Raw genomic sequence first — 22134 nt, 5'->3', positions numbered from 1 at the left:
TTAATTTAATTTCAATAAACCCTTTTTAATTTGAATCTAGTAGAAAATTTAGAATATAATACGGAGCGGCCCAAGCTTATAATTCCTGAATACGGACGCCATTTCCAGAAAATGGTAGACCATGCTGTTTCCATAGCCGATAAAGAAGAACGAAACAAAGTTGCGCAATCCATTATCAGTGTAATGGGCAATCTACAGCCCCATTTGCGTGATGTTGCGGATTTTCAGCACAAGTTGTGGGATCAACTTTTTATTATGTCCGATTTTAAATTGGATGTTGATTCACCATTCCCTATTACACCACAAGAAGTTTTACAGCAGCGACCTGAACCTTTGGAATATCCGCAAAACCATCCAAAGTATCGGTTTTATGGAAACAACATCAAACGAATGATAGATGTTGCCATTAAATGGGAAAAAGGAGATATGCGCTCTGGATTGGAATATGCCATTGCCAACCACATGAAAAAGTGTTACCTGAATTGGAACAAGGACACAGTTGAAGATTCAGCGATTTTTGCGCACTTAAAAGAATTGAGCGACGGGGAAATAGACCTTGCCCCAAAAGGCGAGAGTTTGACCGATAGTGGACAATTTCTTAAGAATCGCCTCGCTAAATCCAATAGAAGTGGTGGTGGTAGTCATAATAAAAAGGGACAACGTAACAACAGAGGTAAAAAAAGGTATTAAATTCCAAAGGAATACATGGGAACATTTCGGATAGAGGGTGGTCACCAGTTACACGGTGAAATTACACCTCAGGGAGCAAAGAACGAAGCACTACAGATTCTTTGTGCCGTATTACTTTCAAGCGAAGAGATTACGATCAATAATATTCCAGATATCATAGATGTGAATAAATTGATTGCCCTATTGGAAGATTTGGGGGTCAAAATTCAAAAGAAAGGAAAAGGTTCCTATACTTTCAAAGCGGATGATGTCAATTTGGACTATTTACAATCTGACCAGTTTAAACAAGATGGTCGAGGACTTAGAGGTTCCATTATGTTGGTAGGCCCTCTGTTAGCTCGATTTGGGAAAGGCTACATTCCAAAACCGGGTGGCGATAAAATAGGCCGAAGGCGTTTAGATACCCATTTTGAAGGTTTTATAAAACTTGGGGCAAAGTTTAGATACAATAGGGAAGAATACTTTTATGGTGTAGAAGCGGAAAAGCTGAAAGGTACTTATATGCTTTTGGACGAAGCTTCGGTCACGGGAACGGCGAACATACTAATGGCAGCTGTATTGGCAGAGGGAACAACGACAATTTATAACGCCGCCTGTGAACCTTATCTGCAACAACTATGTAAGATGTTGAATAGGATGGGGGCAAAAATCACTGGAATCGGTTCTAACCTCTTGACCATTGAAGGAGTGGAATCATTAGGTGGGACAACCCATACCATGTTACCGGATATGATTGAAATCGGTAGCTGGATCGGGTTGGCGGCAATGACCCGAAGCGAACTGACCATTAAAAACGCAAGTTGGGACGATTTGGGACAAATACCCAATGCGTTTCAAAAACTGGGAATACAAATAGAGCGAAAGGGAGACGATATTTATATCCCCATGCATGAGAAAGGATATGAGGTGCAGAATTATATAGATGGTTCTATACTCACTATTGCAGATGCGCCTTGGCCTGGATTAACACCGGACTTATTGAGTATTTTGCTAGTTGTGGCCATTCAAGCTAAAGGAGAAGTCGTCATTCACCAAAAAATGTTCGAAAGCCGACTCTTTTTTGTAGATAAGTTGATAGACATGGGCGCAAAGATTATTTTATGCGATCCCCACCGTGCTACAGTGATAGGCCATAATTTTAAGTCTACCTTGAAGGCGACCACAATGGTATCGCCAGATATTAGGGCAGGGGTTTCCCTTTTAATAGCAGCACTTTCTGCGAAGGGTGTCTCCACCATTCATAATATTGAGCAGATTGACCGAGGTTATGAGAATATAGATGAACGTTTAAGAGCGATTGGGGCAGATATTACGCGTGTATAAAAACTTCTATTGCGGTCCAGAAGAAAACGCAAGACCATAGTGCCGTTCGCAACCAATTCCAATTTTTAAGACGTTGTAAAAGCTTCTCATCGAATTTTGCTGATGAGATTTTGTTATGCATTGGCACAAACTGCGTAAATGTGGAAATCCATGCAAAAATTATTAAAGCAAAACTCCCAAAGGTGTATATGGACGCAAACGTATAAATCTGCCATAGGCTAACAAACAATTGCCCAAATAGTAAGGGAATCACTACATACGAAATACGTTTAACATAGACTTGATGCCATTTAATCAAGTCCGTTTTCTCATAAAAAATGAAACTAGGATAGATAATGAGCTGTACCATCCAAATGAGTACGAGCAAACCAAAATCGAATAATAGACGTATCAATTCAAATTTCATTATGTAGTTTTAATTGAGAAATCCACCAGGCCCAAAATAGGAGCAAGGGATGTATTATTAATAATCTCGACCATGAAATCCAAGGTGAAACGCACAAACTGTTATCAGCACAGGAACCTGTTTGTATGAAATAAATGTGTGAAGGTATAAATAGCAAAAGAAGTAGTATAATTACATAACCCCCAATTTTTCTTGTTTTGGAAAACAGGACTAAAACTCCAAAGGTTATTTCTGAAAGGCCACTTACAGCATTCAACAACTTGGGAAAAGGAAGATAATCTGGAATAAGGCTGTAATAAAATTCAGGATTTACAAAATGATAGATACCTGCGAGGAAATAGAAAACAACAAATGCATAGAAGAAAATCCTTTTCATTACGTTAGCTTCCACTTGTAATCTGTATGAACTTTTTTCAAAATTAGAAAGAAAGGAATCCACCAGATAAAATCATTGGTTATGAGGGTATAAATGAACTCAAAAGGGACGATGTCTTGGATATAGTTGAACAGAAATCCCAAAGGCCCGAATATTTTACCAAGAAATCCAACAGCTACGATAGGCCAATGTCGCATAAGATCATAGGAAGCCCACCAATAGCCTAATCCGTAAACCCCTATTACCATGCCCATGCCTTGCCACACCATAGGATGATTAAGTGGTTCCATGCCTACGAGCTCAAAGAAATGATTCGGGAATAAAACGACCCAAGCACCCCAAATCACATTATAGATTGCAGCCAATTTTAGCGTAAGTTTCATTTATTTTTCAACTAATGTTCCATCTGGATATTTAGCAAAACGTCCTTTTTCTTTATCATGAACATTGTCAGCATGGGGCCATGGCCATCCACCAAATTGGGTAAGTTGGTATTCTTCCATAGCTTGTTGTATCTCTGCTTGTGTATTCATTACAAAAGGTCCGTATTTGGCAACAGGCTCATCGATTGGCTTTCCCTGTAACATAAGAAAATGAGCCTTCTTTTCCCCAATTTTAATGGTAACATCCTGTGATGCATTCAATAGAATCCCAAAATTAGGGTTGATTTTTCGGTCACCAAAGTAGATTTCGGAACCTTCATAAAAATAGAGTGTCCTGCTTACTTCCGAATTTGCTTTTGGTACTTTAAATTCACTATTGGCGTCTACATGAATGTTCCAAATGGCGACTTCATTTTCTGGATTGGTCGCCCATGAATTAGGTGCAGGTTCATTGGCTTGGGTTCCTCTGTAATTTCCCGCTATCACCTTTATCTGAGCATTACCTTCATCGATTACAGGGATGTCTTCGTGCCATAACATTTTAAAGTGAGGCTCTACAAATTTATCAGCTTTGGGAAGGTTGAGCCAAATCTGAAAAAGCTCTAAAGGATTGTCATTATCCGTGTTAAGTAATGGAAACATTTCAGAGTGTTGAACACCTCTTCCCGCTGTCATCCATTGGGTATCGCCTTCACCAAACCTTCCTGCAGCACCTAGGGAATCCGAATGGTCGCAGTATCCCTTGTTTACAATGGTAATGGTTTCAAAACCACGATGTGGGTGGTATGGAAATCCAGGTATGGTCTGGCCGTGGTACATGCGCCAACCATCCTTTATGGTAAAATCATTGCCCAAGTTTCTACCTTCAAGAAGAATAGGGTCCGGCCCCATGTCTTCATTTCCTTTAGGATAATGATCCAGGTGATACACGCAAAACAGAAAAGGATCCTGCGTTTGCCAAGGAAAGCCCAAAGGAATGGTTTGAAGAATTGCGTTGCTCATAATCAATGTTTTGCTGTATTAATTTCAATCCAATACCCCTCTGGGTCTTGAATATAGATTTGTTTTACGCCATCTGCCCTGTCTGTCACAGAACCTTTGTTGCCGGGCCAATCATAAAAGTCTATATCATTGGTAATGAGATGGCCAATAAATTTTTCCAAATTCCCAACAGCAAGGCATAAGTGTATGCTTTTGTCTTTTTTAAATTCGATAGCGTCTTTTTTTATAAGGTGCAGTTGGGCATTTCCATACATATTGAACCATCTAAACCCTGGTTTTTTCTCTGGATGTGGTATTTCTTTGAATCCAAAGACTCTTTCATAAAAATCTCCCGTTTTCATTAGGTTGGTGACTACCAAAGATTGATGGTCAAAGGTAAAGGCGATATCGAGATCTTTAGCTGCCTTAAACCGTGTGTTCAAATAAATTTGTTTCCATCCACCATCCACATAATCACCAACGGTAAAATTGTAGGTGTCGGTATCTACATATTCCCAGTAATCGGTTACTGTAGTTTCACCATACGTGTAGGAATAGATGATATCTTTGCCCTTTGTGGTGACGCTACCTTCAGTAATTCCGCCAAAAACATCAAACTCCCAAAATCTTATCGTATCTGAATTTGCATCATATTTACGTATACCATGATTTCGATCTCCATAATTGGTCTGCTCTTTGTTGGTAAATCCTTTGGATTTGGCAAGAACCAAAGTACTGTCCAAGCTATATTGAAACTTGATTTCCTGTTTAAACTTTGAACCATCTGTCCAATTGCCTTCGGCCTGCCAATTCTTATTAATAAGGTTATCAAAAAAATCAAGCTTATTTTGTTGACCATGGGATATAGTAAATAATCCTAAAGCCAATAGTAATATAGTATTCTTCATCGTTTGATTAAGAGGATTGACAGTTATTATTTCTTTTATGATTTGTGTCAACCCGTGTGCTCAAAAAAGGTATTTATGATACTTGAATTTGTATATCTATATTTTGTTAATTCCCTCCAATAGGTGGTGGACCATCGATCATAGCTTCGTATTTCTCGTCACCTTTTCGGGTTTTGTATTCTTCTTTTACTTTTTCGACCAATTTCGGATTCTCAAAAAGATCTGTCATGGTCATTGCCATGGCTTTTGAAGCATAGACCATCCCTTTGTGACCAATACTCATGGCACCGCATGCAACCACTGCCCAAGAATGCCAAGGGGTATCTTTGGGTGCTACGGTTACTCCTAAATTGATATTAGGTACGTTCCAACTTACGTCTCCAACATCAGTTGAACCGCCACCAGGATTCTCTTCTGTTTCCCGCAAAGGTTTAATTCCACTATCCATACCAATTTCTGGTTTTCCAGTGGCTTTTTGTATGGCTTTTCCAAAAACTGTTTCTTCTTCGGTATAAGTAATCGGACCTAAAAGTTCCAAGTTTTTTTGCATGATCTCACCTCCGGAACGATTCACCAAAGTTTCATAAATTCCAGAAACCAACGATATCTTATAATCAACATTGGCCATAATTGCAGCACCTTCTGCCATTTTCTTGACCTGTTCATAGGTGGGAAGCATTATTTTTCGTTTTGGATCACGTACGCGTACCCATATTTTGGAATAATCGGGTACAACATTGACAACCTGACCTCCATCTTGAATGTGGTAATGAATACGCGAGGTAGGACGTATATGCTCACGGTAATAATTAATTCCTGTTGTATAGAGCTCCAAAGCATCCGATGCGCTACGTCCGTTCCAAGGGTCTGCTGAAGCGTGTGCCGCCTGACCTGTAAATTCAACTATAAAATCTATTAAAGAAAGTCCGCTCTGTACATCTGCCTCTATTTTAGAGCTTGGGTGCCAGCTAATGTTTACATCCACATCATCCCAAAGCCCTGCTTTTACCATCCAGACTTTTGCAAAATATTTTTCTTCCGCTGGCGTCCCTAAAAATTTAACCGTCCCTTTTAACTTTCCAGCTTCAATTTGTTCTTTAATGGCGATTGCAGCACCCAAACTGGCTGCACCGAACATGTTGTGACCACAGCCATGTCCTGGTGCTCCTTCGATACGCGGGTCTTTTGTAGGTACTGTGTTTTGCGACAATCCAGGTAAGGCATCAAATTCCCCCAAAATGCTGATTACAGGCTTTCCTGAACCATAGGTAGCCGTAAAAGCTGTTGGGATATCTGCGACACCACGCGTTACGGTCAGCCCGTTTTTTTCAGCGTATTTAGCCAATACTTCGGCAGATTTAGATTCATTGAATGCAGTTTCGGCAAATGTCCAAATAGAGTCACTTATTTTAATAAGATTCTCTTTGTGGTTTTCGACGGAGGCAATAACCGCTTTTTTGTTTTTGCTTATCTTCTGTGGATAAAGGCTTACCGAGAGTAAGCTTAAAATCAATAGGGTAATCAGTTTTTTCATTTTGAAGTTTGAAAGGTTAGTATGGATTAGTCTTAAGTTCGCAGCCCAAAAATATCTCAAGGGCAGATATAAATACTTTATTACTAAAATACTGAAAAAGAGTTAACTTACAGCCTCTTTGTATACCTTTAAACAACGTTCCCGTGCCATTTTATGGTCTACCATTTTATCTGGGTACGTAAATTCCTGAAGATCCGTGACCCATCTGTTGATGTATTCTTTTTGTTTATCGAACTTGTCTATTTGTGTCATGGGATTGAATATTCTAAAGTAGGGTGCTGCATCTACACCGCTGCCTGCTGCCCATTGCCAGTTACCAACATTGGAACTCATGTCGTAATCCAATAACTTTTCTGCAAAATAAGCTTCACCCCATCTCCAATCTATTAAAAGGTGCTTACAGAGGAAACTGGCCACCAGCATTCGAACCCTGTTGTGCATATATCCGGTTTGGTTCAATTCCCGCATTCCTGCATCAACCAATGCATAACCAGTTTCCCCATTTTTCCATTTTTCGAATTCATCTTCGTTGTTACGCCATTCGATTCGGTCATACTTTGGTCTAAAAGCGCTATCCTTAGTATGAGGGAAATGCCAGAGAATCTGCATGAAGAATTCACGCCAAATGAGTTCGCTCCAAAACACCTCATTTTGTTCTGCTATCGCTTTTTTGATCATGTTTCGGATGGAGACTGTACCAAAACGCAAGTGCGGTCCTAAGCGAGAAGTTCCGTTTTCCTTAGCGGGAAAGTTTCGGGTGTCCTCATAATTCTGAATCAGCGACGGGGTTACGGTATAATCGGGCACTTTTATGGAAGCAGCCTTAAAACCCATTTCCGAAAGTGAAAGATTGGGCAATTCCGGATTTTGTACTAGATTGCCTAAATGCTCATTTGTATCATGGGGCTTTACATATTCTTCCTTAAAGATGGATTTCCATCTATTTTTATACGGCGTATATACTACATAAGGGTCACCATCGTCCTTTACCACCTCATCCTTTTCAAAGATGACTTGGTCTTTAAAGGTCTTAAACGCTATATCTTTTTCGGAAAGTAGTTGTTTTATCTGTTCATCACGTTCTCTGGCATACGGTTCATAATCATGGTTGGTGTATACTTGTTTTATATTGAAATCTTTACTTAGTTTCCCAAAAACAGCTTCGGGTTTGCCGTGGTACATTGCAATGGAACTGCCATGATTTTCCTGAAGCTCAGTTCGCATTTTTTGCAGCGTTTCATGTAAAAAGGTCACACGCGCATCATCTGTTGGAAGTTTATCCAAAATATCAGAATCAAAAATGAAAATGGGCAATATGGGATAATCGCCTTTCAGCGCTTCTAAAAAACCGACATTATCGTCTAAGCGCAAATCTCTTCTAAACCAAAAAACCGAAACTTCTTTGTTCATTCTAGCTTATGTTCAATGTAGACATTCCACCATCAACACCTACAATTTGTCCCGTCATCCAGGTACTGTCGTCACTGAGTAAGAACAGGGCAATGCTGGCAATATCATTTACAGTCCCCACTCTTTTTAAGGGATGCCGTTGCGACATCATTTCCATTTTTCTATCATTGCTGAGCAGTCGTTTTGCCAAGGGAGTATCAACCAAAGATGGTGCTACAACGTTCACTCTTATTTTTGGCGCATACTCGGCAGCCATAGATTTTGCAAACCCTTCTATGGCCCCCTTCGCAGCAGCAACACTGGTATGAAAGGGCATTCCCGTGCCAACGGCAACAGTACTGAAAAATACCATACTACTGCCTTCGACCATTTTGCCTATGACTTCTTTTACCGTTTTCACCAATCCAAAGAAGTTAAGCTGCATATCTTCCTGGAATGTATCCGTACTCATCATTTTAAAAGGTTTTAGATTGATGCTCCCCGGGCAGTATGCAAATCCGTGTATTTCATCGGGTAATACCGAAGTATCAAGCTTGTCCGTAGTGGCATCAAACGGAATGTGCGTTACATTTAAACTGCCCAACTCCTCACTTGTACGCGAAGCGATAAAGACATTGTGGTCTTTTTGCAATTGTTCAGCCATTGCTAAACCAATGCCATGTGAACCCCCTATTAAAAGAATATTCTTGCTCATAATTTAAAACGATTTAAAATGTATTTCTGTTTGGGAGCCTTCAATAGAACCAAATAATTCTGTTAATTTTTGCTCTCTAAATTTAAAAATTGATGCTAATTGACCTTTTACCAATATAGGGTGTGCTATTTGTCCCAAAATACCAAAAGGAATTTTATAGTCTATGATATCCTCCATCTCCACACCACCTTCAATTTCTGAAATAAAATGCTTGTGATGCCATAGTTCATAAGGACCGAATAACTGGGCATCTACGAAATACTCTCCTTGCTTAACATGAGTGATTTCTGACACCCATTTTGTTTTAAAACCTGGAAATGGAGATACTTTGTATTGGATAATTTGACCAGGAAACATTGGTCTTTCAGCTCCTGAAACTATCTGAAACCCCATCTTTTCCGGTGTAATTACCTTAAGATTTTTTGGGTTGGATAAGAAATCCCATGCATCAGATTTGGATATAGGTAATTGTTGCTTTGCATGTAGTTGGTATAACTTCATAAAACTGTTTTTACAAATATACCTTCAATTTGTTTAACAAAAAACTTTAAAGGTTAAACATAATTGATTTTTGCAATGTAATGATGAATAGAGTTACATGTTTTATTACTATTTTGAGCATCATGTTTAAGATTATCAATAACATAGCTCATAAAAGCATATGGTTTTTATGTTTTTTCTTGGGCTCATCAATTTTTGCGCAGACCGAAGCTATCGAAATTGGTAATTTGGAGGAACGGATAGGAGAGACATCTGGGCTCATTTATTTTGATGATAAATTGATAACCCATAATGACTCTGGAAATACCCCAGAACTTTTTGAAATTGATCCAACTAACGGAGAAATTTTAAGAATCGTTCAAATAACAAATGCGTTGAATACGGATTGGGAAGACCTGGCCCAAGATGAAGACCATATTTATATTGGGGATTTTGGAAATTTTAATGGAAACAGGACAGATTTACGCATCTATAAAATATCTAAAGAAGCGTATTTGGTCTCGGATGCTATCACGGCAGAGGTCATTGAATTTACTTATGAAGACCAATCGGATTTTGCAGCTGGACCCAATAGTGATTGGGATGCGGAAGCGCTTTTTGCTTATAAAGATGAGTTGGTGGTCTTGACAAAGCAGTGGAAAAGTGCGGGAACGGTTGCATATAAGCTTCCCAAACTGTCGGGAAACCATATTGCTCAGCGACTGGATAGTTATCAAGTTGAAGGTCTGATTACCGGTGCAACGTATAATGAATCAAAACAACAGTTGGTATTGGTTGGCTATTCCCGTTTATTATTACCTTTTTTCGTTGAAGTATCGGGTATGAACGATACATCCATCTTTTCAGGTACGATTTCTAAAGCACCTTTGAATACGGGCATAGCACAAGTAGAATCCATTGCACATTCAGAAAACAGATACTTTTTTACATGTGAAAATTATACCAATACCTCATTTCAGATTGTATCTCTGTCCCGCTTATTTTTTTTTGAACTCGAACCAAAAATAGCTCCCCAAAGTATAAAAACTGAAAGTGGATTATTGTTGTTTCAGCCCAATGGGTCCACTTCATTAAGTTATCAATTGACTACAGAAGATACAGGTTTTGAACAAGCCATCTTTGATATGACGGGCAAGCGAATTTTTTACAACTCCAATGTTGCGCTTAAAGATGGGGAAGTGGACACTTCTTCATTGCGACCCTCAGTTTATTTTTTATCGTTTTACTTAAAAAGGGGGATACTTTCAAGACCGTTTGTTATTCGCTGACCGTCGTTTTCTTTTAAGAATCCCTTAACAAATCTGATATGGCTTTATCTTTAGTTTTGCTTCACTAACAATCTAAAACACTTTCAAAATGAAAAAATTACTCATTTTCTTATGCGTTGTTTCGGTTTCCTTTGCTATGCAATCGCAGATTACAACACCTGCACCTAGTCCTGCTTCCAAACTGGAACAAAAGGTAGGTTTGACCGATGTAAAGGTAGATTACTCAAGACCTTCTATGCGTGGTAGAACAATTTTTGGAAATTTGGTTCCTTTTGATAAACTATGGCGTACAGGTGCAAATGCTTACACTACGATTAGCTTTAGTACCGATGTGACTATAGCTGGTCAAGAAGTAGAGGCTGGAACGTATTCCATTTTCACGAAGCCAACAGCTTCCAATTGGGAAGTATTCTTTTACACGGATACGCAAGGTGGTGGAACCCCAAGAGATTGGGATGACAGTAAAGTTGTAGCTAAAGCTACTGTCGAAACTTTTCAAATGCCGGTTAACGTAGAGACATTTACTATTACTATTGACGATTTAACGAACAATGGTGCCAATTTAGGAATCATGTGGGAAAAAACATATCTGGCAGTTCCTTTCGGAGTTCCAGCGGACGTTACAGTCATGAAAGACATTGAAGCTACCATGGCAGGACCAAGCGCCGGAGATTATTATACCGCTGCGGTTTATTATTTAAATGAAGATAAAGATATCGCTAAGGCTAAAGAATGGATGGACAAAGCAATGTCCATGACAAAAGAGCCAAGATTTTGGCAGCTTCGCCAGCAGTCCTTAATTTATGCAAAAGCCGGAGATAAAAAAGCAGCAATAGAAACTGCTAAAAAATCACTTGCTGCTGCTGAAGAAGCAGGAAACGCTGATTATGTAAAAATGAACAAGGATTCTTTAAAAGAGTGGGGAGCAAAATAGCTTTCGCTTTTATAACTAATAAGACCCACGTTTCATCGTGGGTTTTTTATGTTTTTATGGGAGGTTTTCTTAAGAAACTATCAAAGCTCTCAATAATAAAAGCAATACCTATAACCAACACACAACCAAAAGCATTTAACCATAAATAGGACATCCAGTCTAAGTACCATCCTATAATTACTATGATTTGGGTTACTAGAGCAGCAATAAAAACGGCGTTGCCCTTAACAAACTTAAAGAAGAATGCCAGTAAAAAAATACCCAATACATTGCCATAGAAAATAGAACCTATAATATTGACCAGCTGTATAAGGTTATCAAATAAATTGGCAACACAAGCAATAACAATAGCTACAATTCCCCACAGTAAGGTAAATCCCTTCGTTACGAAGACATAGTGGTTTTCGTCAAGATTCTTTTTAGTGTTTCTTTTATAAAGGTCAAGTGCAGTAATTGTTCCAAGAGCATTTAACTCAGAAGCTGTAGAAGACATTGCTGCGGAAAGAATAACTGCTAAAAGCAATCCAATAAGCCCTGTAGGTAGATTATCTAAAATAAAATGAATGAAAACGTAGTCTTTGTCATTGGTCTCAATGGTATCGTCAGCTTTGGCAATGAGGGTTTTCGCCGTATTTCTGCTTGCTCTTTCCTTTTGATTTATTTTTAGAATATCCTGTTTGGCTTGCTGTACTGCATTATATTCTTTCAGTTCCAAAGCAGCGGAAAAGGCATTTTGCGCCATTTTCTTTTCTTTTTCCAGGTTCAGGTGTTCTTGCTGTAATGCTATATATTCATCAACATATTCCGATTCCATTACGGCTTGTGTGGCTGCAGGGTTAAAGTTTAAGGGAGATGGATTGTATTGATAAAAAACAAAGACCATGACGCCGACCAAAAGAATGAAAAATTGCATGGGAATCTTAAAAATTCCATTGAATATTAGCCCTAATTGGCTTTCTCTTATCGATTTTCCCGAAAGGTAACGTTGTACTTGACTCTGATCTGTTCCAAAGTAAGCCAATGCCAAAAAGAATCCACCAGTGATACCGCTCCAAAACGTATATCTGTTATCGGTGTCTAGGCTAAAATCAAGAATTTGCAATTTATTGTTTGCCCCTGCTATTTTAAGGGCCTCACCAAAAGATACACCGGTTGGTAAAGAACCCAGAATAAAAAAGAAGGCAAAGAACATACCCACCATAATGACGAACATCTGCTGTTTTTGGGTTACGTTTACCGCTTTTGTCCCTCCTGATACGGTATAAATGATAACTAAAATTCCAATGATGATATTTAACGTACGTAAATCCCAACCCAATACAGCAGATAAAATAATGGAAGGGGCAAAAATGGTAATTCCAGCTGCCAGTCCACGTTGAATTAGAAAAAGTATAGCAGTCAACGAGCGCGTTTTCAAATCAAACCTGCCCTCCAACATTTCATATGCGGTATAAACCTTTAGCTTTCTATATATGGGAATAAAGATTATACAGATGGCTACCATGGCGAGTGGCAACCCAAAATAAAATTGTACAAATCCCAGACCGTCATGAAAAGCTTGGCCGGGTGTGGACAAAAAAGTAATGGCACTAGCTTGCGTGGCCATAACGGAGAGCCCAATAGTCCACCATTTTGCGTCATTGCCACCACGAACATAATCCTCTACATTTTTGCTGCCACGGGTTTTCACAACCCCATATCCAACAATAAATAGTAATGCACTGCCAAGAACAATCCAGTCTAATATACCCATTAAGGCTTTTTAGTTGTTTAATACCATGATGAAGTAAAAGATTAGGATATAAAACACATTGAGCAAGAGGACTATGGTATACTCCCTCTTCCATTCCGCTTTATTTTCCATACTATCCTTTGACATTAGTTTCGGTTTTAACTTCACTTTTTCCTATAGAAAGCATATTTGCAAAAAGTTTATATGCTCCAGAAACTCCAGCTGGGAGTTCTCTAAAAAAGCTCAATCCTGTATAAATATAGTGACCTTCTCCATACGGTGCTACTAAAAGGCTACCTTCCGTGGGTTTTTCACCTTCGTCGCTCATGGAAAGAATAGGGGTAAATTCTTCACTCCATTCTTTTGGAAAGTATAGGCCTCTTTCTTGAACCCATCCATCAAAATCACGTTCCACAATGGAATTTGGGAAGTTTATAAGCGAATGGTTTTGCGCTATGATTTTAACTGTTGCTGTCTCGTCGGTCACCCTATTTCTGGAAAGCGTTAAATCGAAAGGAGCTATATTTTCAAACTGTTTCCTCCATCTTCCAGCGGTGTTGTATTGTACAATGAGATTTCCGCCGTTTTTTACATAATCAAACAGAACAGGCTGCTTGAATTTTAGGGCATCTACTTTATTGTAGGCTCTTATGCCTACTACTATGGCATCATATTTTTCCAATTGGCCCTTTTTGATGGAACTAGGGTCTATAAGGTGGACTTGGTACCCTATTTGCTCTAAACTTTCAGGAACTTTATCGCCTGCACCCATGATATAGCCAATATGTTCCCCAGTTTTTTGGATGTTCATTCGAACTACCTTTGCTTCGGAAGGGAGGAGAACGGATTGTTTTGGAATATGGTCATAATCTATTTCTACAAGCTCTTTGGTATAGGTTTTATTACCAATGGTGACGAAAGGGGAAACTTTTCCTTCACTATCATTCAATGGCGGAGTGACTTTAAAAGTTACAGATTGTTCCTGTCCTTTTTGCAGTATGGAAAAATCTATTTTATCAGGCACTACATTCCAACCTTTTGGATGTTCTAATCCAATTTTTCCTTGGACATTATTTTTTCTAGCCTTAATACTCACAGTAACATTTTTTGTTTTGGCATCTGAAAAAATCAATACTTTGTCCTTAATACTTGTTGTTACTTCGGGTAAAACTACAAAAGGTTCATAAAGTTCCCCTTTTTCTGGTTTTGAATATCTATGGATAATCGGTTTTTCAAATTCAATTTCGATTCCATCAAAATCCAAGGTGAAGATCGCATTAAAGGCATTTGGTGTTTCGGCCTTGCCAATCATTTTTTGATTTTTTACCGTATACATCCCAAGACTACCTGATTCATTTAACCAATAAGGCCCAGAATTGGTTTTTGTACTGGGGACCATGAATGTCAATTTGAGCTCTTCCTTTTTATTGTTTTCTAGATTTTTATCAGCGGAATGGGTGCTATCCGTTCCTGAAATCTTAATTTCTCTCAACACAATACTAGCGGCACTTCTGTTTACGGCTTCTATGCTCAGTTCAACTTCATTCTCAACAGTTGTTGAGGCCGATAGGGCATTAGCTTCTAAATAAAGACCCGCACAGTCCAAAATAAGTGCTTTGAGTTCCTCGGATTTTAAGGTTTTCCAATGTTTATCATCAACTTTCTGAAGGAGTTGATACGCTTGTAATAATTCGGGGATATGTTTTGATGGATTTGAAAAATTGAAATTTTCCTCAACGGCATACAAAATATCACCAATAGCTTTTCCACCTTTTATTCTGGACCAAGTTGTATTGATGCCCTCAAACAAATTAGCACTTTTGGGCAGGTCACCTTTTAGCAATTCCACATATTCGTCTTGAGAGCCCCTGGTTGTCAAACGTCCAAAACCTTGACATAGGTGTTGGCTACTGGCTATTGATGCTATCTCGTTGTTGGAAAGACCCAGTTCTGGATAATATACGCCAACGTCCAACTTTATCAGGTTGGATTTATCCGCTTTTTCAAAATTTTCCCGACTTCCATAAAACCACCATGATGTATTAAAAAAAGCTCGTTTGGGCTGCCACGTAGAAGTCAATTCCAATTGTTCGGGATATGCGCTAGCATCATTGGCCAAGTTGAACGCTTCCATGCTCAATATCGCTGAAGAAGTATGATGTCCATGTGTAGTGCCCGCAGTTCTATGGTCAAAACGATTTATGACTATATCGGGCTTTAAATTTCTGATGGCCCAAACGACATCACCTAAAACGTTTTCCTTATCCCAAATCTTGAGCGTTTCCTTTGGATGTTTGGAATATCCAAAATCATTGGCTCTGGTAAACCATTGTTCACCGCCATCGACTCTTCTTGCCGCCAATAACTCCTGTGTTCTTAATACCCCCAGTAACTCCCTTAATTCAGAACCTATCAGATTTTGACCGCCATCACCTCGCGTAAGTGAAAGATAGACAGTCCTGGCTTTATCATGATTGGATAAGTATGAAATCAGTCTTGTATTTTCATCATCTGGATGTGCTGCAATGAAAAGCGCCGTACCCAAAAAGTTCAATTTTTGAAGGTTATGGTGAATTTCTGTGGAAGAAGGTTTATTTGGTTTTTGGGCTAATGAATTTGAAACAACAATAATAATAGTAAGGATACCGACCCAAATGTTTCGCATGGTAGTTTTTTAGTGGTTGCACCAAATATAAAAGTTTCAAAATAACACTGTGTGCTATTTAAAACATCTTTAACAAGGCATAACTTACCTTAAAGTCCTAAGCTATCCCTAAGTATTAGGTCCTTGTTGCTATTTTGTCCCCAATAAGCCGTTCTTATGGATTTAAGTTTTGTGCCTTTAGTGGTCATTACTTTGGCCTTAGGTCCATAACCACTTTTAAAGCTTTCTGTCCAACTTTCAATAGTATGTGGAAATGCAGTGGTAAAGTTGATGCTCAATGTTCTGTCCAATTCTGGATAGGCTAAAGAGTAAGTGGAAATACCGCTTTTTGAATCTAATGAAGCTGTTGCTTTATAAGCTTTCAATTCTTTATGTCGAAGTCGAATATATTCGAGGGAAGGAATTACTTCTAAATCCCCTACAGGCAAATCGTTAGGATTGATTCTTATTTTATTCCAAATTTCATTTTCCATTATATTCTTTTCCAGTTTTAGGTTTTGGTCGGCTTCACCTTCAAAATAGGAGTGGGAGGTAAATTCAAATGAATCCCTGTTGTTGATTTGTGAATAGACATGTCCGCACCACTCTTGAATGGATAAGCTAGTTTTTAGTGCATGTTGATTGTCATGAACTGGATAAAAAGTGCTTCCCATCACAGAGTAGGGATAAATACCTGTCAAGTAGTTTTTTGTGGCATTTAATTTAAGAACGGGAATATTAGTGGGATTGCTACGATCTGCCTTGACCTGTATTTTGGGTAAAAAAGGCTCGGTAACATAAACTAGCACAGCGTTTCCATCTCTTAGCTCGCCATATCTTGCTTGCTCAAGGGTATATGAGGTAATTTCGGCATTACCAGCATACCAATACTTTTTAAAATCTTCGGAGAGTTGCTTTTTTGGAGCTTTTACAGCTTCAGTGTTTCCTGTACCTTCATCATTTAAAGCCAGTTCTTTGCTGGAAGCATTTGTTTTGTCCACACATGAAGAAAGTATGAAAAGAAACAATAGCCCAAGTAAAACAGTAAGTTTAGTCTTAAAAATAGTTTTCATAGCTGATAAATTTTAATAAAATTAAGCATCCTGTTCTAGGAAACCATACGTGTTAACGTTTTGTAAACTAATTGAGTAGGCAATCCAACAACGTTATTGTAGGACCCTTTTATTTCAGAAACACCAATAAGCCCTATCCATTCTTGTATGCCGTAAGCACCTGCCTTGTCATAAGGCTTGTAGTTATCAATGTAATAATCTATTTCTTTTGATGTAAGCTCCTTGAATCGGACCAAAGTGGTTTCGGTTACTACTTCTTGAATGGTTTTAAAAGTAAAACATACCGCAGTGATTACCTCGTGCCAATCATTGGACAGGGTTTGTAACATATTAAAAGCGTCTGTTTTATCTTCGGCTTTGGCCAATGATTTTCCCTTGTGCCACACTACGGTGTCCGAGGTCAGCACTATTTCGTTTGCTTCCAGTTCTTTTTGAAAAGGGTTTGCCTTCAATTTGGCCAAATAAGAAGCTATCTCCTCGCCCTGTAACTGGTCTGGATAGATTTCTTCTACCGATTTTGGCCGTACCTCAAAATCAAGCCCCATTTCTTCAAGAAACTTTTTTCTTCTGGGTGACCCAGAGCCTAGAATAAGCTTGTAATCCTTGAGTTTTCCTTTTAGAGGTGAGTCTTCAATCATTTTTAGCGCTAAAATTATCGTTCCAATCACCTCGTACTTTCAACACCTGCTCAATAATATCACGAACACAACCATCACCACCATTTTTATGGGAAACATAATCTGAAATTGCTTTGACCTCAGCTACTGCATTTTGGGGAGAAGTGGCAAGAGCTACCATTTTCATAGGTGGTATATCTGGTAAATCATCACCCATGTACAGCATGTTTTTTGAATTTATGTTATGAGTATCCATATATTCCTCCAAGGGTTCTTGCTTGTAGTGCGCTCCTAAATAAATATTGGTAACCCCCAGACCTTTTAACCGTTCCTTTACACCTTCGTTAGTGCCACCAGAAATAATACATACATTATATCCTTTCTGCAAGGCTGTCTTAAGGGCATATCCATCTTTTACATTCATTTTTCGCAGCATTTCGCCTTGAGTGGTTATCAATATGGAACCATCTGTAAATACACCGTCCACATCGAATACAAAAGTGCTGATGTCCTTTAAAAGTTCTTTATAATTTTTCTTCATGAGTTTCTTTTATCGCTTTGCTTAATAAGGTGTAAAGTTCGGTTTGACTTTCTTTTTTCAATAATTTCAAATGACTGTTCATCGTTTTTTTATCGTTTCTAATAGCTGGCCCCGTTTGTGCCTCTTTTGGTGAAATGGATTGTACCTTATTGGCCGTCTCCTTGATTAAAGGTTGTAATAAAGCAAAAGGCAGTCCCTCATCCAAACAAATAGTCTCACTTATGCCATAAAGATGATTAACAAAGTTATTGGCATATACAGCAGCAAGATGTAGTTTTTTTCGTTGTAGGGAATTTATCTCATAGACGTATTCTGAAATAGCGTTTCCCAATATTTTTAAAGCTTTAATGGCCAATTCCTGTTTTGCTTCAATACAGATGGGTACCGATTTTAAATCAATCTCCCTCCCTTTTGTGAAGGTTTGTAATGGATAAAATACACCATTGTTTTTTGATTCTAAGAAATCCATGGACACTGCACCTGAAGTGTGTGCAACAATACCCAGTCTATCTTTAAGAAATCTTGAAACAGAGGGTATCGCATCATCCTTGACAGCTATAAGGTATACATCGGCATCTTTAATTTGGTCAAAGTTTGTTGTGGTCGCTGTAGTTTTGGAAAAGTACTCCAAATTGGTTTCTTTTCTACCGACCACCTGAACCACCTCTACCAAGCTGGATTGGGTAAATGCCTTGAACAAATGCTGTGCAACATTTCCCGTTCCTAAAATCACTGTTGAAAGCATGGTCAAAACTACGAATTTAGCAACATACTTTTTTGGAATAATTAACAAATCTGTTTAACCTTTTATAGTAGCGGTAAAGACAATAAATGGTAAAAAGATGGTATTTTTGCATGCTTAAAACCCTTCTTGAGCTAGATGATAGAACTACTAAAAAAGACCCTTTTTTCTACACGACTTATGGCTGTTCTTTTTTTGGTCTTTGCAACAGCAATGGCCATTGGAACCTTTGTGGAAAGTCAGTACAGTACCGAAACTGCCAGAATCTACATCTATAACGCTACCTGGTTTGAGGCCATCATGATATTTTTTGTGATAAATTTTATGGGTAACATTTTTCGGTACAAATTATTGACCTTTAAAAAATGGCCAGTTCTCACATTACACTTATCTTGGATTTTGATCATTGTAGGGGCATTTGTTACACGCTACATCAGTTATGAGGGTATGATGCCCATCAGGGAGGGAAACTCTGAAAATAGGTTCTATTCCGATAAAACATATTTAACAGTTTTTGTGGACGGCGATGTAGGAGGGGAAACCCGCAGAAAGGTATTGGAAGATGATATCCTCGTAACGGCAGAAGGAAAACGCTCCAGCCTTCCTTGGAAATCTGATTTTAATGGACAATCCTTCAAAATTTCCTTTGTTGATTTTATGGATGGTGCCAAGAAGGACTTGGTAATGGACGAAAACGGGAAGGAATATCTGAAAATTGTTGAAGCGGGAGACGGCGAACGCCATGAGCACTTTTTGGAAAACGGACAAGTGGCCAGTATCCATAATGTGCTGTTTGCACTTAATAAAGAGACTACGGGTGCAATAAATATCTATACCGATGGTAACGATTACCAGATAAATTCCCCTTTTGAAGGCGATTTTATGCGAATGGCAGACCAATTGAGGGGAACGGTTGCCAGCGATAGTTTACAGACATTTCAACTACGTTCCCTGTACAATATGGCAGGGATGCAATTCGTAATTCCCGAACCTCTCATTAAAGGTAGTTACGGCATTGTAAAAGTTCCCGAAGATGAGATTACTGAAGCTACCCAGGATGCTTTGGTCGTATCGATTACGGCTAACGGACAAACTTTGGAACAAAAACTATTGGGAGGGCAGGGCACATCCAATTTTTCGGACAAAGTACAGGTAGGTGGATTGGATTTTTCATTGAGTTATGGTTCCAAGATATATGAGCTTCCTTTTTCCATCCAACTAAATGATTTCATTGCCGAAAAGTATCCCGGTACGGAAGCGGGCTATGCTTCCTTTATGAGTAAAATTACGGTCGAAGATGAACGCAATTTTGATTACGATATCTTTATGAATCATGTATTGGACCACAAAGGATACCGATTTTTCCAATCCAGTTTTCATCCAGATGAAAAAGGAACCGTTCTTTCGGTCAATCATGACCTTTGGGGCACTTGGATTACATACATTGGGTATTTCCTGCTATATATAGGTTTGATGGGAATCATGCTTTTTGGAAAGACCAGATTTCGCGATTTAGCTAAATCATTACAAAAAGTACAAAAGAAAAAAGCTGCTTTAACGGTGTTTACTTTGTTCATAAGCCTCTTTTCTTTTGCGCAAGAGACTTCCCAAAATCACATCGCCGAACCAACGAGCGCACAAATTGATTCTGTAATCAAATCGACTACGGTATCCAAGGAACATGCTGAAAAATTTGGAGCTTTGGTGGTACAAGACGAAGGAGGGCGTATGAAGCCACTTCATACGTTTACCTCCGAACTTTTGAGAAAGTTAAGCGGTAAGGATAAATTTCGTGGACTTGATTCTGATCAAGTTTTCCTATCCATGATGCTCAACCGAGTTGCTTGGTACCACACCGAATTTATTGTTACCAACTTAGGTTCTAAGCAAAACGATAGTATACGGGAGATACTAAAAGTAAAAAAGGGGGAGAAATATATTAAAGCCACAGATTTATTTGATGCAGCAGGGATGTATCGTTTAAAACCTTATTTAGAGGAGGCTACATCCACCACAAACCCCAACAAATTTCAAAAAGACTTTATCAAGCTACATGAGCGTTTTACGCTATTGGAGATGGCGTTGAGCGGTCAAACCCTAAAAGTATTTCCCCTACTAAATGATGAGAACAATAAATGGATATCTGCGGTGGAGTTTCGGTCCGGGCAGTACCAAGTGCAGGACTCATTGTATGCCAATTTTATGGCCAATGCACTTCCGTACTATTTGAATACGCTTCAAAATTCAATTGCAACTGGAGACTATACCCAGGCAGACAAGCTTCTAGAGGCTTTTAAGCAAAACCAAAAAAACCATGGTTCCGAAGTTTTACCTTCCAATGAAAAAATAAAGGTCGAGATAGTTTATAACAAGCTCGATATTTTTAATAAGCTCTACAAGTACTATATGATGTTAGGGGTTTTTCTCTTTTTTGTACTCATATTCAGAATCTTTAAGGAGCGGGAAATTTGGAAAGCGGCAACCTATTTTTTTAAGGGCATTATCGTTATCCTTTTTATTTGGCATACGGCTGGACTGATACTGCGATGGTACATATCTGGCCATGCGCCTTGGAGTGATGCCTATGAGAGCATTCTTTATGTGAGTTGGGCGACTTTGGGATTGGGCTTGCTTTTTATCAGAAAAAGCGACCTTACTTTAGCGGCAAGTACTTTTGTTGCTTCCATGCTCCTATTTATTGCCCATCAAAGTTGGGTTGACCCAGCTATTGGCAATCTAGTACCCGTCTTGGACAGCTACTGGTTAATGATTCATGTTGCTGTAATTGTTGGCAGTTATGGTCCTTTGACCGTTGGTATGATTCTAGGGGTCACAGCTTTACTTCTCATGATTTTGACGACCAAAAAGAACAAGGAGCGCATGGAAATCAATCTGAAGGAGTTAACCATTATCAACGAATTGGCCCTGACAATTGGATTGGTCATGTTGACCATTGGGAACTTTCTGGGCGGTCAATGGGCCAATGAAAGCTGGGGGCGTTATTGGGGTTGGGACCCTAAAGAAACCTGGGCCCTAATTTCAATTATGATATATGCCTTTGTGCTGCATATGCGTTTTGTTCCGGCTTTGCGTGGACGATGGTTTTATAATTTTATGAGTGTTGCTGCTTATGGCTCGATTATGATGACTTATTTTGGTGTTAACTTTTATTTGGTTGGTTTGCATAGTTACGCCCAGTCAGGTTCGGCCGCTATAACCCCGGACTATGTAAAGTACATCGTATTGGGGATATTAGTACTTGGTGCAATTAGCTATTGGCGATACCGTGTAAACTATGTCCAATCTCCAAAAAGCAAAGAACTAAAAAGTGAGCCTCTTGGCGAAGCAGGCATGTCTTAGATGAAGCGTATAATAAC

The 22134-nt window shown here is 38.9% G+C and carries 19 protein-coding genes; 5 read left to right on the top strand and 14 right to left on the bottom strand.

The genetic code is table 11. From position 1 onward, the window contains the following. The first annotated feature begins 30 nt into the window (after positions 1-30). Together LV716_RS17685 and murA are read left to right on the top strand one after the other, a co-directional pair. The gene (locus LV716_RS17685) at positions 31-690 is read left to right on the top strand and encodes a DUF4290 domain-containing protein (protein ID WP_163419102.1); all 660 of its coding nucleotides are present in this window, start codon (positions 31-33) and stop codon (positions 688-690) included. Between the two features lie 15 nt (positions 691-705). Continuing rightward, a complete protein-coding gene (gene murA, locus LV716_RS17680) occupies positions 706-2013 on the top strand; it encodes a UDP-N-acetylglucosamine 1-carboxyvinyltransferase (protein WP_163419101.1) in 1308 nt (435 codons plus the stop codon). Here murA and LV716_RS17675 read toward each other — a convergent pair. From LV716_RS17675 to LV716_RS17640, 8 genes are all read right to left on the bottom strand, one after another. Further along, positions 2000-2419 carry a hypothetical protein gene (locus LV716_RS17675; RefSeq protein WP_163419100.1) on the bottom strand — a complete coding sequence of 140 codons (420 nt, stop codon included), beginning with the start codon at positions 2417-2419 and terminating at the stop codon, positions 2000-2002. The two genes, murA and LV716_RS17675, sit on opposite strands and share 14 nt — an antisense overlap. 375 nt (positions 2420-2794) lie before the next feature. Then, complete coding sequence (locus LV716_RS17670; protein ID WP_163419099.1) at positions 2795-3178, bottom strand: alkyl hydroperoxide reductase; 384 nt, start codon at positions 3176-3178, stop codon at positions 2795-2797. Further along, the gene (locus tag LV716_RS17665) at positions 3179-4180 is read right to left on the bottom strand and encodes a pirin family protein (RefSeq protein ID WP_163419098.1); all 1002 of its coding nucleotides are present in this window, start codon (positions 4178-4180) and stop codon (positions 3179-3181) included. Positions 4181-4182: 2 nt separating this feature from the next. Then, the gene (locus tag LV716_RS17660) at positions 4183-5067 is read right to left on the bottom strand and encodes a VOC family protein (protein ID WP_163419097.1); all 885 of its coding nucleotides are present in this window, start codon (positions 5065-5067) and stop codon (positions 4183-4185) included. 106 nt (positions 5068-5173) lie between these two features. Continuing rightward, positions 5174-6601 carry an amidohydrolase gene (locus tag LV716_RS17655; protein ID WP_163419096.1) on the bottom strand — a complete coding sequence of 476 codons (1428 nt, stop codon included), beginning with the start codon at positions 6599-6601 and terminating at the stop codon, positions 5174-5176. 102 nt (positions 6602-6703) lie between these two features. Further along, a complete protein-coding gene (locus LV716_RS17650) occupies positions 6704-8011 on the bottom strand; it encodes a deoxyribodipyrimidine photo-lyase (protein ID WP_163419095.1) in 1308 nt (435 codons plus the stop codon). A gap of 1 nt (position 8012) precedes the next feature. After that, positions 8013-8705, bottom strand: coding sequence for an SDR family NAD(P)-dependent oxidoreductase (locus LV716_RS17645; protein WP_163419094.1), 693 nt, complete (start codon positions 8703-8705; stop codon positions 8013-8015). Between the two features lie 3 nt (positions 8706-8708). Then, complete coding sequence (locus LV716_RS17640) at positions 8709-9206, bottom strand: SRPBCC family protein (RefSeq protein ID WP_163419093.1); 498 nt, start codon at positions 9204-9206, stop codon at positions 8709-8711. Between the two features lie 122 nt (positions 9207-9328). On the opposite strand from LV716_RS17640, the gene LV716_RS17635 reads away from it, so the two are divergent. Further along, entirely contained in the window at positions 9329-10474 is a 1146-nt protein-coding gene (locus tag LV716_RS17635) for a hypothetical protein (RefSeq protein ID WP_163419092.1), read from the top strand. Between the two features lie 88 nt (positions 10475-10562). Then, a complete protein-coding gene (locus LV716_RS17630) occupies positions 10563-11408 on the top strand; it encodes a DUF2911 domain-containing protein (RefSeq protein WP_163419091.1) in 846 nt (281 codons plus the stop codon). Positions 11409-11454: 46 nt separating this feature from the next. Here the strand turns inward: LV716_RS17630 and LV716_RS17625 are convergent, their stop codons facing one another. The 6 genes from LV716_RS17625 to LV716_RS17600 form a co-directional block, all read right to left on the bottom strand. Beyond that, complete coding sequence (locus tag LV716_RS17625) at positions 11455-13161, bottom strand: sodium:solute symporter (protein WP_163419090.1); 1707 nt, start codon at positions 13159-13161, stop codon at positions 11455-11457. Between the two features lie 112 nt (positions 13162-13273). Further along, positions 13274-15805 (bottom strand): PIG-L family deacetylase, encoded by a 2532-nt coding sequence (locus LV716_RS17620; RefSeq protein ID WP_163419089.1) that lies wholly within the window; start codon positions 15803-15805, stop codon positions 13274-13276. 89 nt (positions 15806-15894) lie between these two features. Beyond that, entirely contained in the window at positions 15895-16857 is a 963-nt protein-coding gene (locus LV716_RS17615; protein WP_163419088.1) for a septum formation inhibitor Maf, read from the bottom strand. A gap of 35 nt (positions 16858-16892) precedes the next feature. Further along, positions 16893-17495, bottom strand: a complete 603-nt coding sequence (locus LV716_RS17610) for a Maf family nucleotide pyrophosphatase (protein ID WP_163419087.1) — start codon at positions 17493-17495, stop codon at positions 16893-16895. Further along, positions 17488-18015 (bottom strand): HAD family hydrolase, encoded by a 528-nt coding sequence (locus LV716_RS17605; protein WP_163419086.1) that lies wholly within the window; start codon positions 18013-18015, stop codon positions 17488-17490. Before LV716_RS17605 ends, LV716_RS17610 begins: the two co-directional genes overlap by 8 nt. Continuing rightward, entirely contained in the window at positions 17999-18760 is a 762-nt protein-coding gene (locus LV716_RS17600) for a Rossmann-like and DUF2520 domain-containing protein (RefSeq protein WP_163419085.1), read from the bottom strand. Before LV716_RS17600 ends, LV716_RS17605 begins: the two co-directional genes overlap by 17 nt. A 135-nt stretch (positions 18761-18895) precedes the next feature. Between LV716_RS17600 and ccsA the strand changes: the two genes are divergently transcribed. Next, positions 18896-22117 carry a cytochrome c biogenesis protein gene (gene ccsA, locus LV716_RS17595; RefSeq protein ID WP_163419084.1) on the top strand — a complete coding sequence of 1074 codons (3222 nt, stop codon included), beginning with the start codon at positions 18896-18898 and terminating at the stop codon, positions 22115-22117. Positions 22118-22134: the final 17 nt, after the last annotated feature.

Origin of the sequence: Flagellimonas sp. HMM57, assembly GCF_021390175.1 — a bacterium.
GTDB lineage: Bacteria > Bacteroidota > Bacteroidia > Flavobacteriales > Flavobacteriaceae > Flagellimonas.
Note: the sequence above shows the minus strand (reverse complement) of the source record. Positions and strands in the feature narration are given on the sequence as shown.

Bases quoted from the DNA above. Each gene is read 5' to 3' on its own strand.
- LV716_RS17655 (WP_163419096.1), bottom strand. From the start codon at position 6,601: ATGAAAAAACTGATTACCCTATTGATTTTAAGCTTACTCTCGGTAAGC.
- LV716_RS17640 (WP_163419093.1), bottom strand. From the start codon at position 9,206: ATGAAGTTATACCAACTACATGCAAAGCAACAATTACCTATATCCAAA.
- LV716_RS17670 (WP_163419099.1), bottom strand. From the start codon at position 3,178: ATGAAACTTACGCTAAAATTGGCTGCAATCTATAATGTGATTTGGGGT.
- ccsA (WP_163419084.1), top strand. From the start codon at position 18,896: ATGATAGAACTACTAAAAAAGACCCTTTTTTCTACACGACTTATGGCT.
- LV716_RS17665 (WP_163419098.1), bottom strand. From the start codon at position 4,180: ATGAGCAACGCAATTCTTCAAACCATTCCTTTGGGCTTTCCTTGGCAA.
- LV716_RS17600 (WP_163419085.1), bottom strand. From the start codon at position 18,760: ATGCTTTCAACAGTGATTTTAGGAACGGGAAATGTTGCACAGCATTTG.
- murA (WP_163419101.1), top strand. From the start codon at position 706: ATGGGAACATTTCGGATAGAGGGTGGTCACCAGTTACACGGTGAAATT.
- LV716_RS17620 (WP_163419089.1), bottom strand. From the start codon at position 15,805: ATGCGAAACATTTGGGTCGGTATCCTTACTATTATTATTGTTGTTTCA.
- LV716_RS17635 (WP_163419092.1), top strand. From the start codon at position 9,329: ATGTTTAAGATTATCAATAACATAGCTCATAAAAGCATATGGTTTTTA.
- LV716_RS17645 (WP_163419094.1), bottom strand. From the start codon at position 8,705: ATGAGCAAGAATATTCTTTTAATAGGGGGTTCACATGGCATTGGTTTA.
- LV716_RS17630 (WP_163419091.1), top strand. From the start codon at position 10,563: ATGAAAAAATTACTCATTTTCTTATGCGTTGTTTCGGTTTCCTTTGCT.
- LV716_RS17625 (WP_163419090.1), bottom strand. From the start codon at position 13,161: ATGGGTATATTAGACTGGATTGTTCTTGGCAGTGCATTACTATTTATT.
- LV716_RS17660 (WP_163419097.1), bottom strand. From the start codon at position 5,067: ATGAAGAATACTATATTACTATTGGCTTTAGGATTATTTACTATATCC.
- LV716_RS17615 (WP_163419088.1), bottom strand. From the start codon at position 16,857: ATGAAAACTATTTTTAAGACTAAACTTACTGTTTTACTTGGGCTATTG.
- LV716_RS17610 (WP_163419087.1), bottom strand. From the start codon at position 17,495: ATGATTGAAGACTCACCTCTAAAAGGAAAACTCAAGGATTACAAGCTT.
- LV716_RS17650 (WP_163419095.1), bottom strand. From the start codon at position 8,011: ATGAACAAAGAAGTTTCGGTTTTTTGGTTTAGAAGAGATTTGCGCTTA.
- LV716_RS17605 (WP_163419086.1), bottom strand. From the start codon at position 18,015: ATGAAGAAAAATTATAAAGAACTTTTAAAGGACATCAGCACTTTTGTA.
- LV716_RS17675 (WP_163419100.1), bottom strand. From the start codon at position 2,419: ATGAAATTTGAATTGATACGTCTATTATTCGATTTTGGTTTGCTCGTA.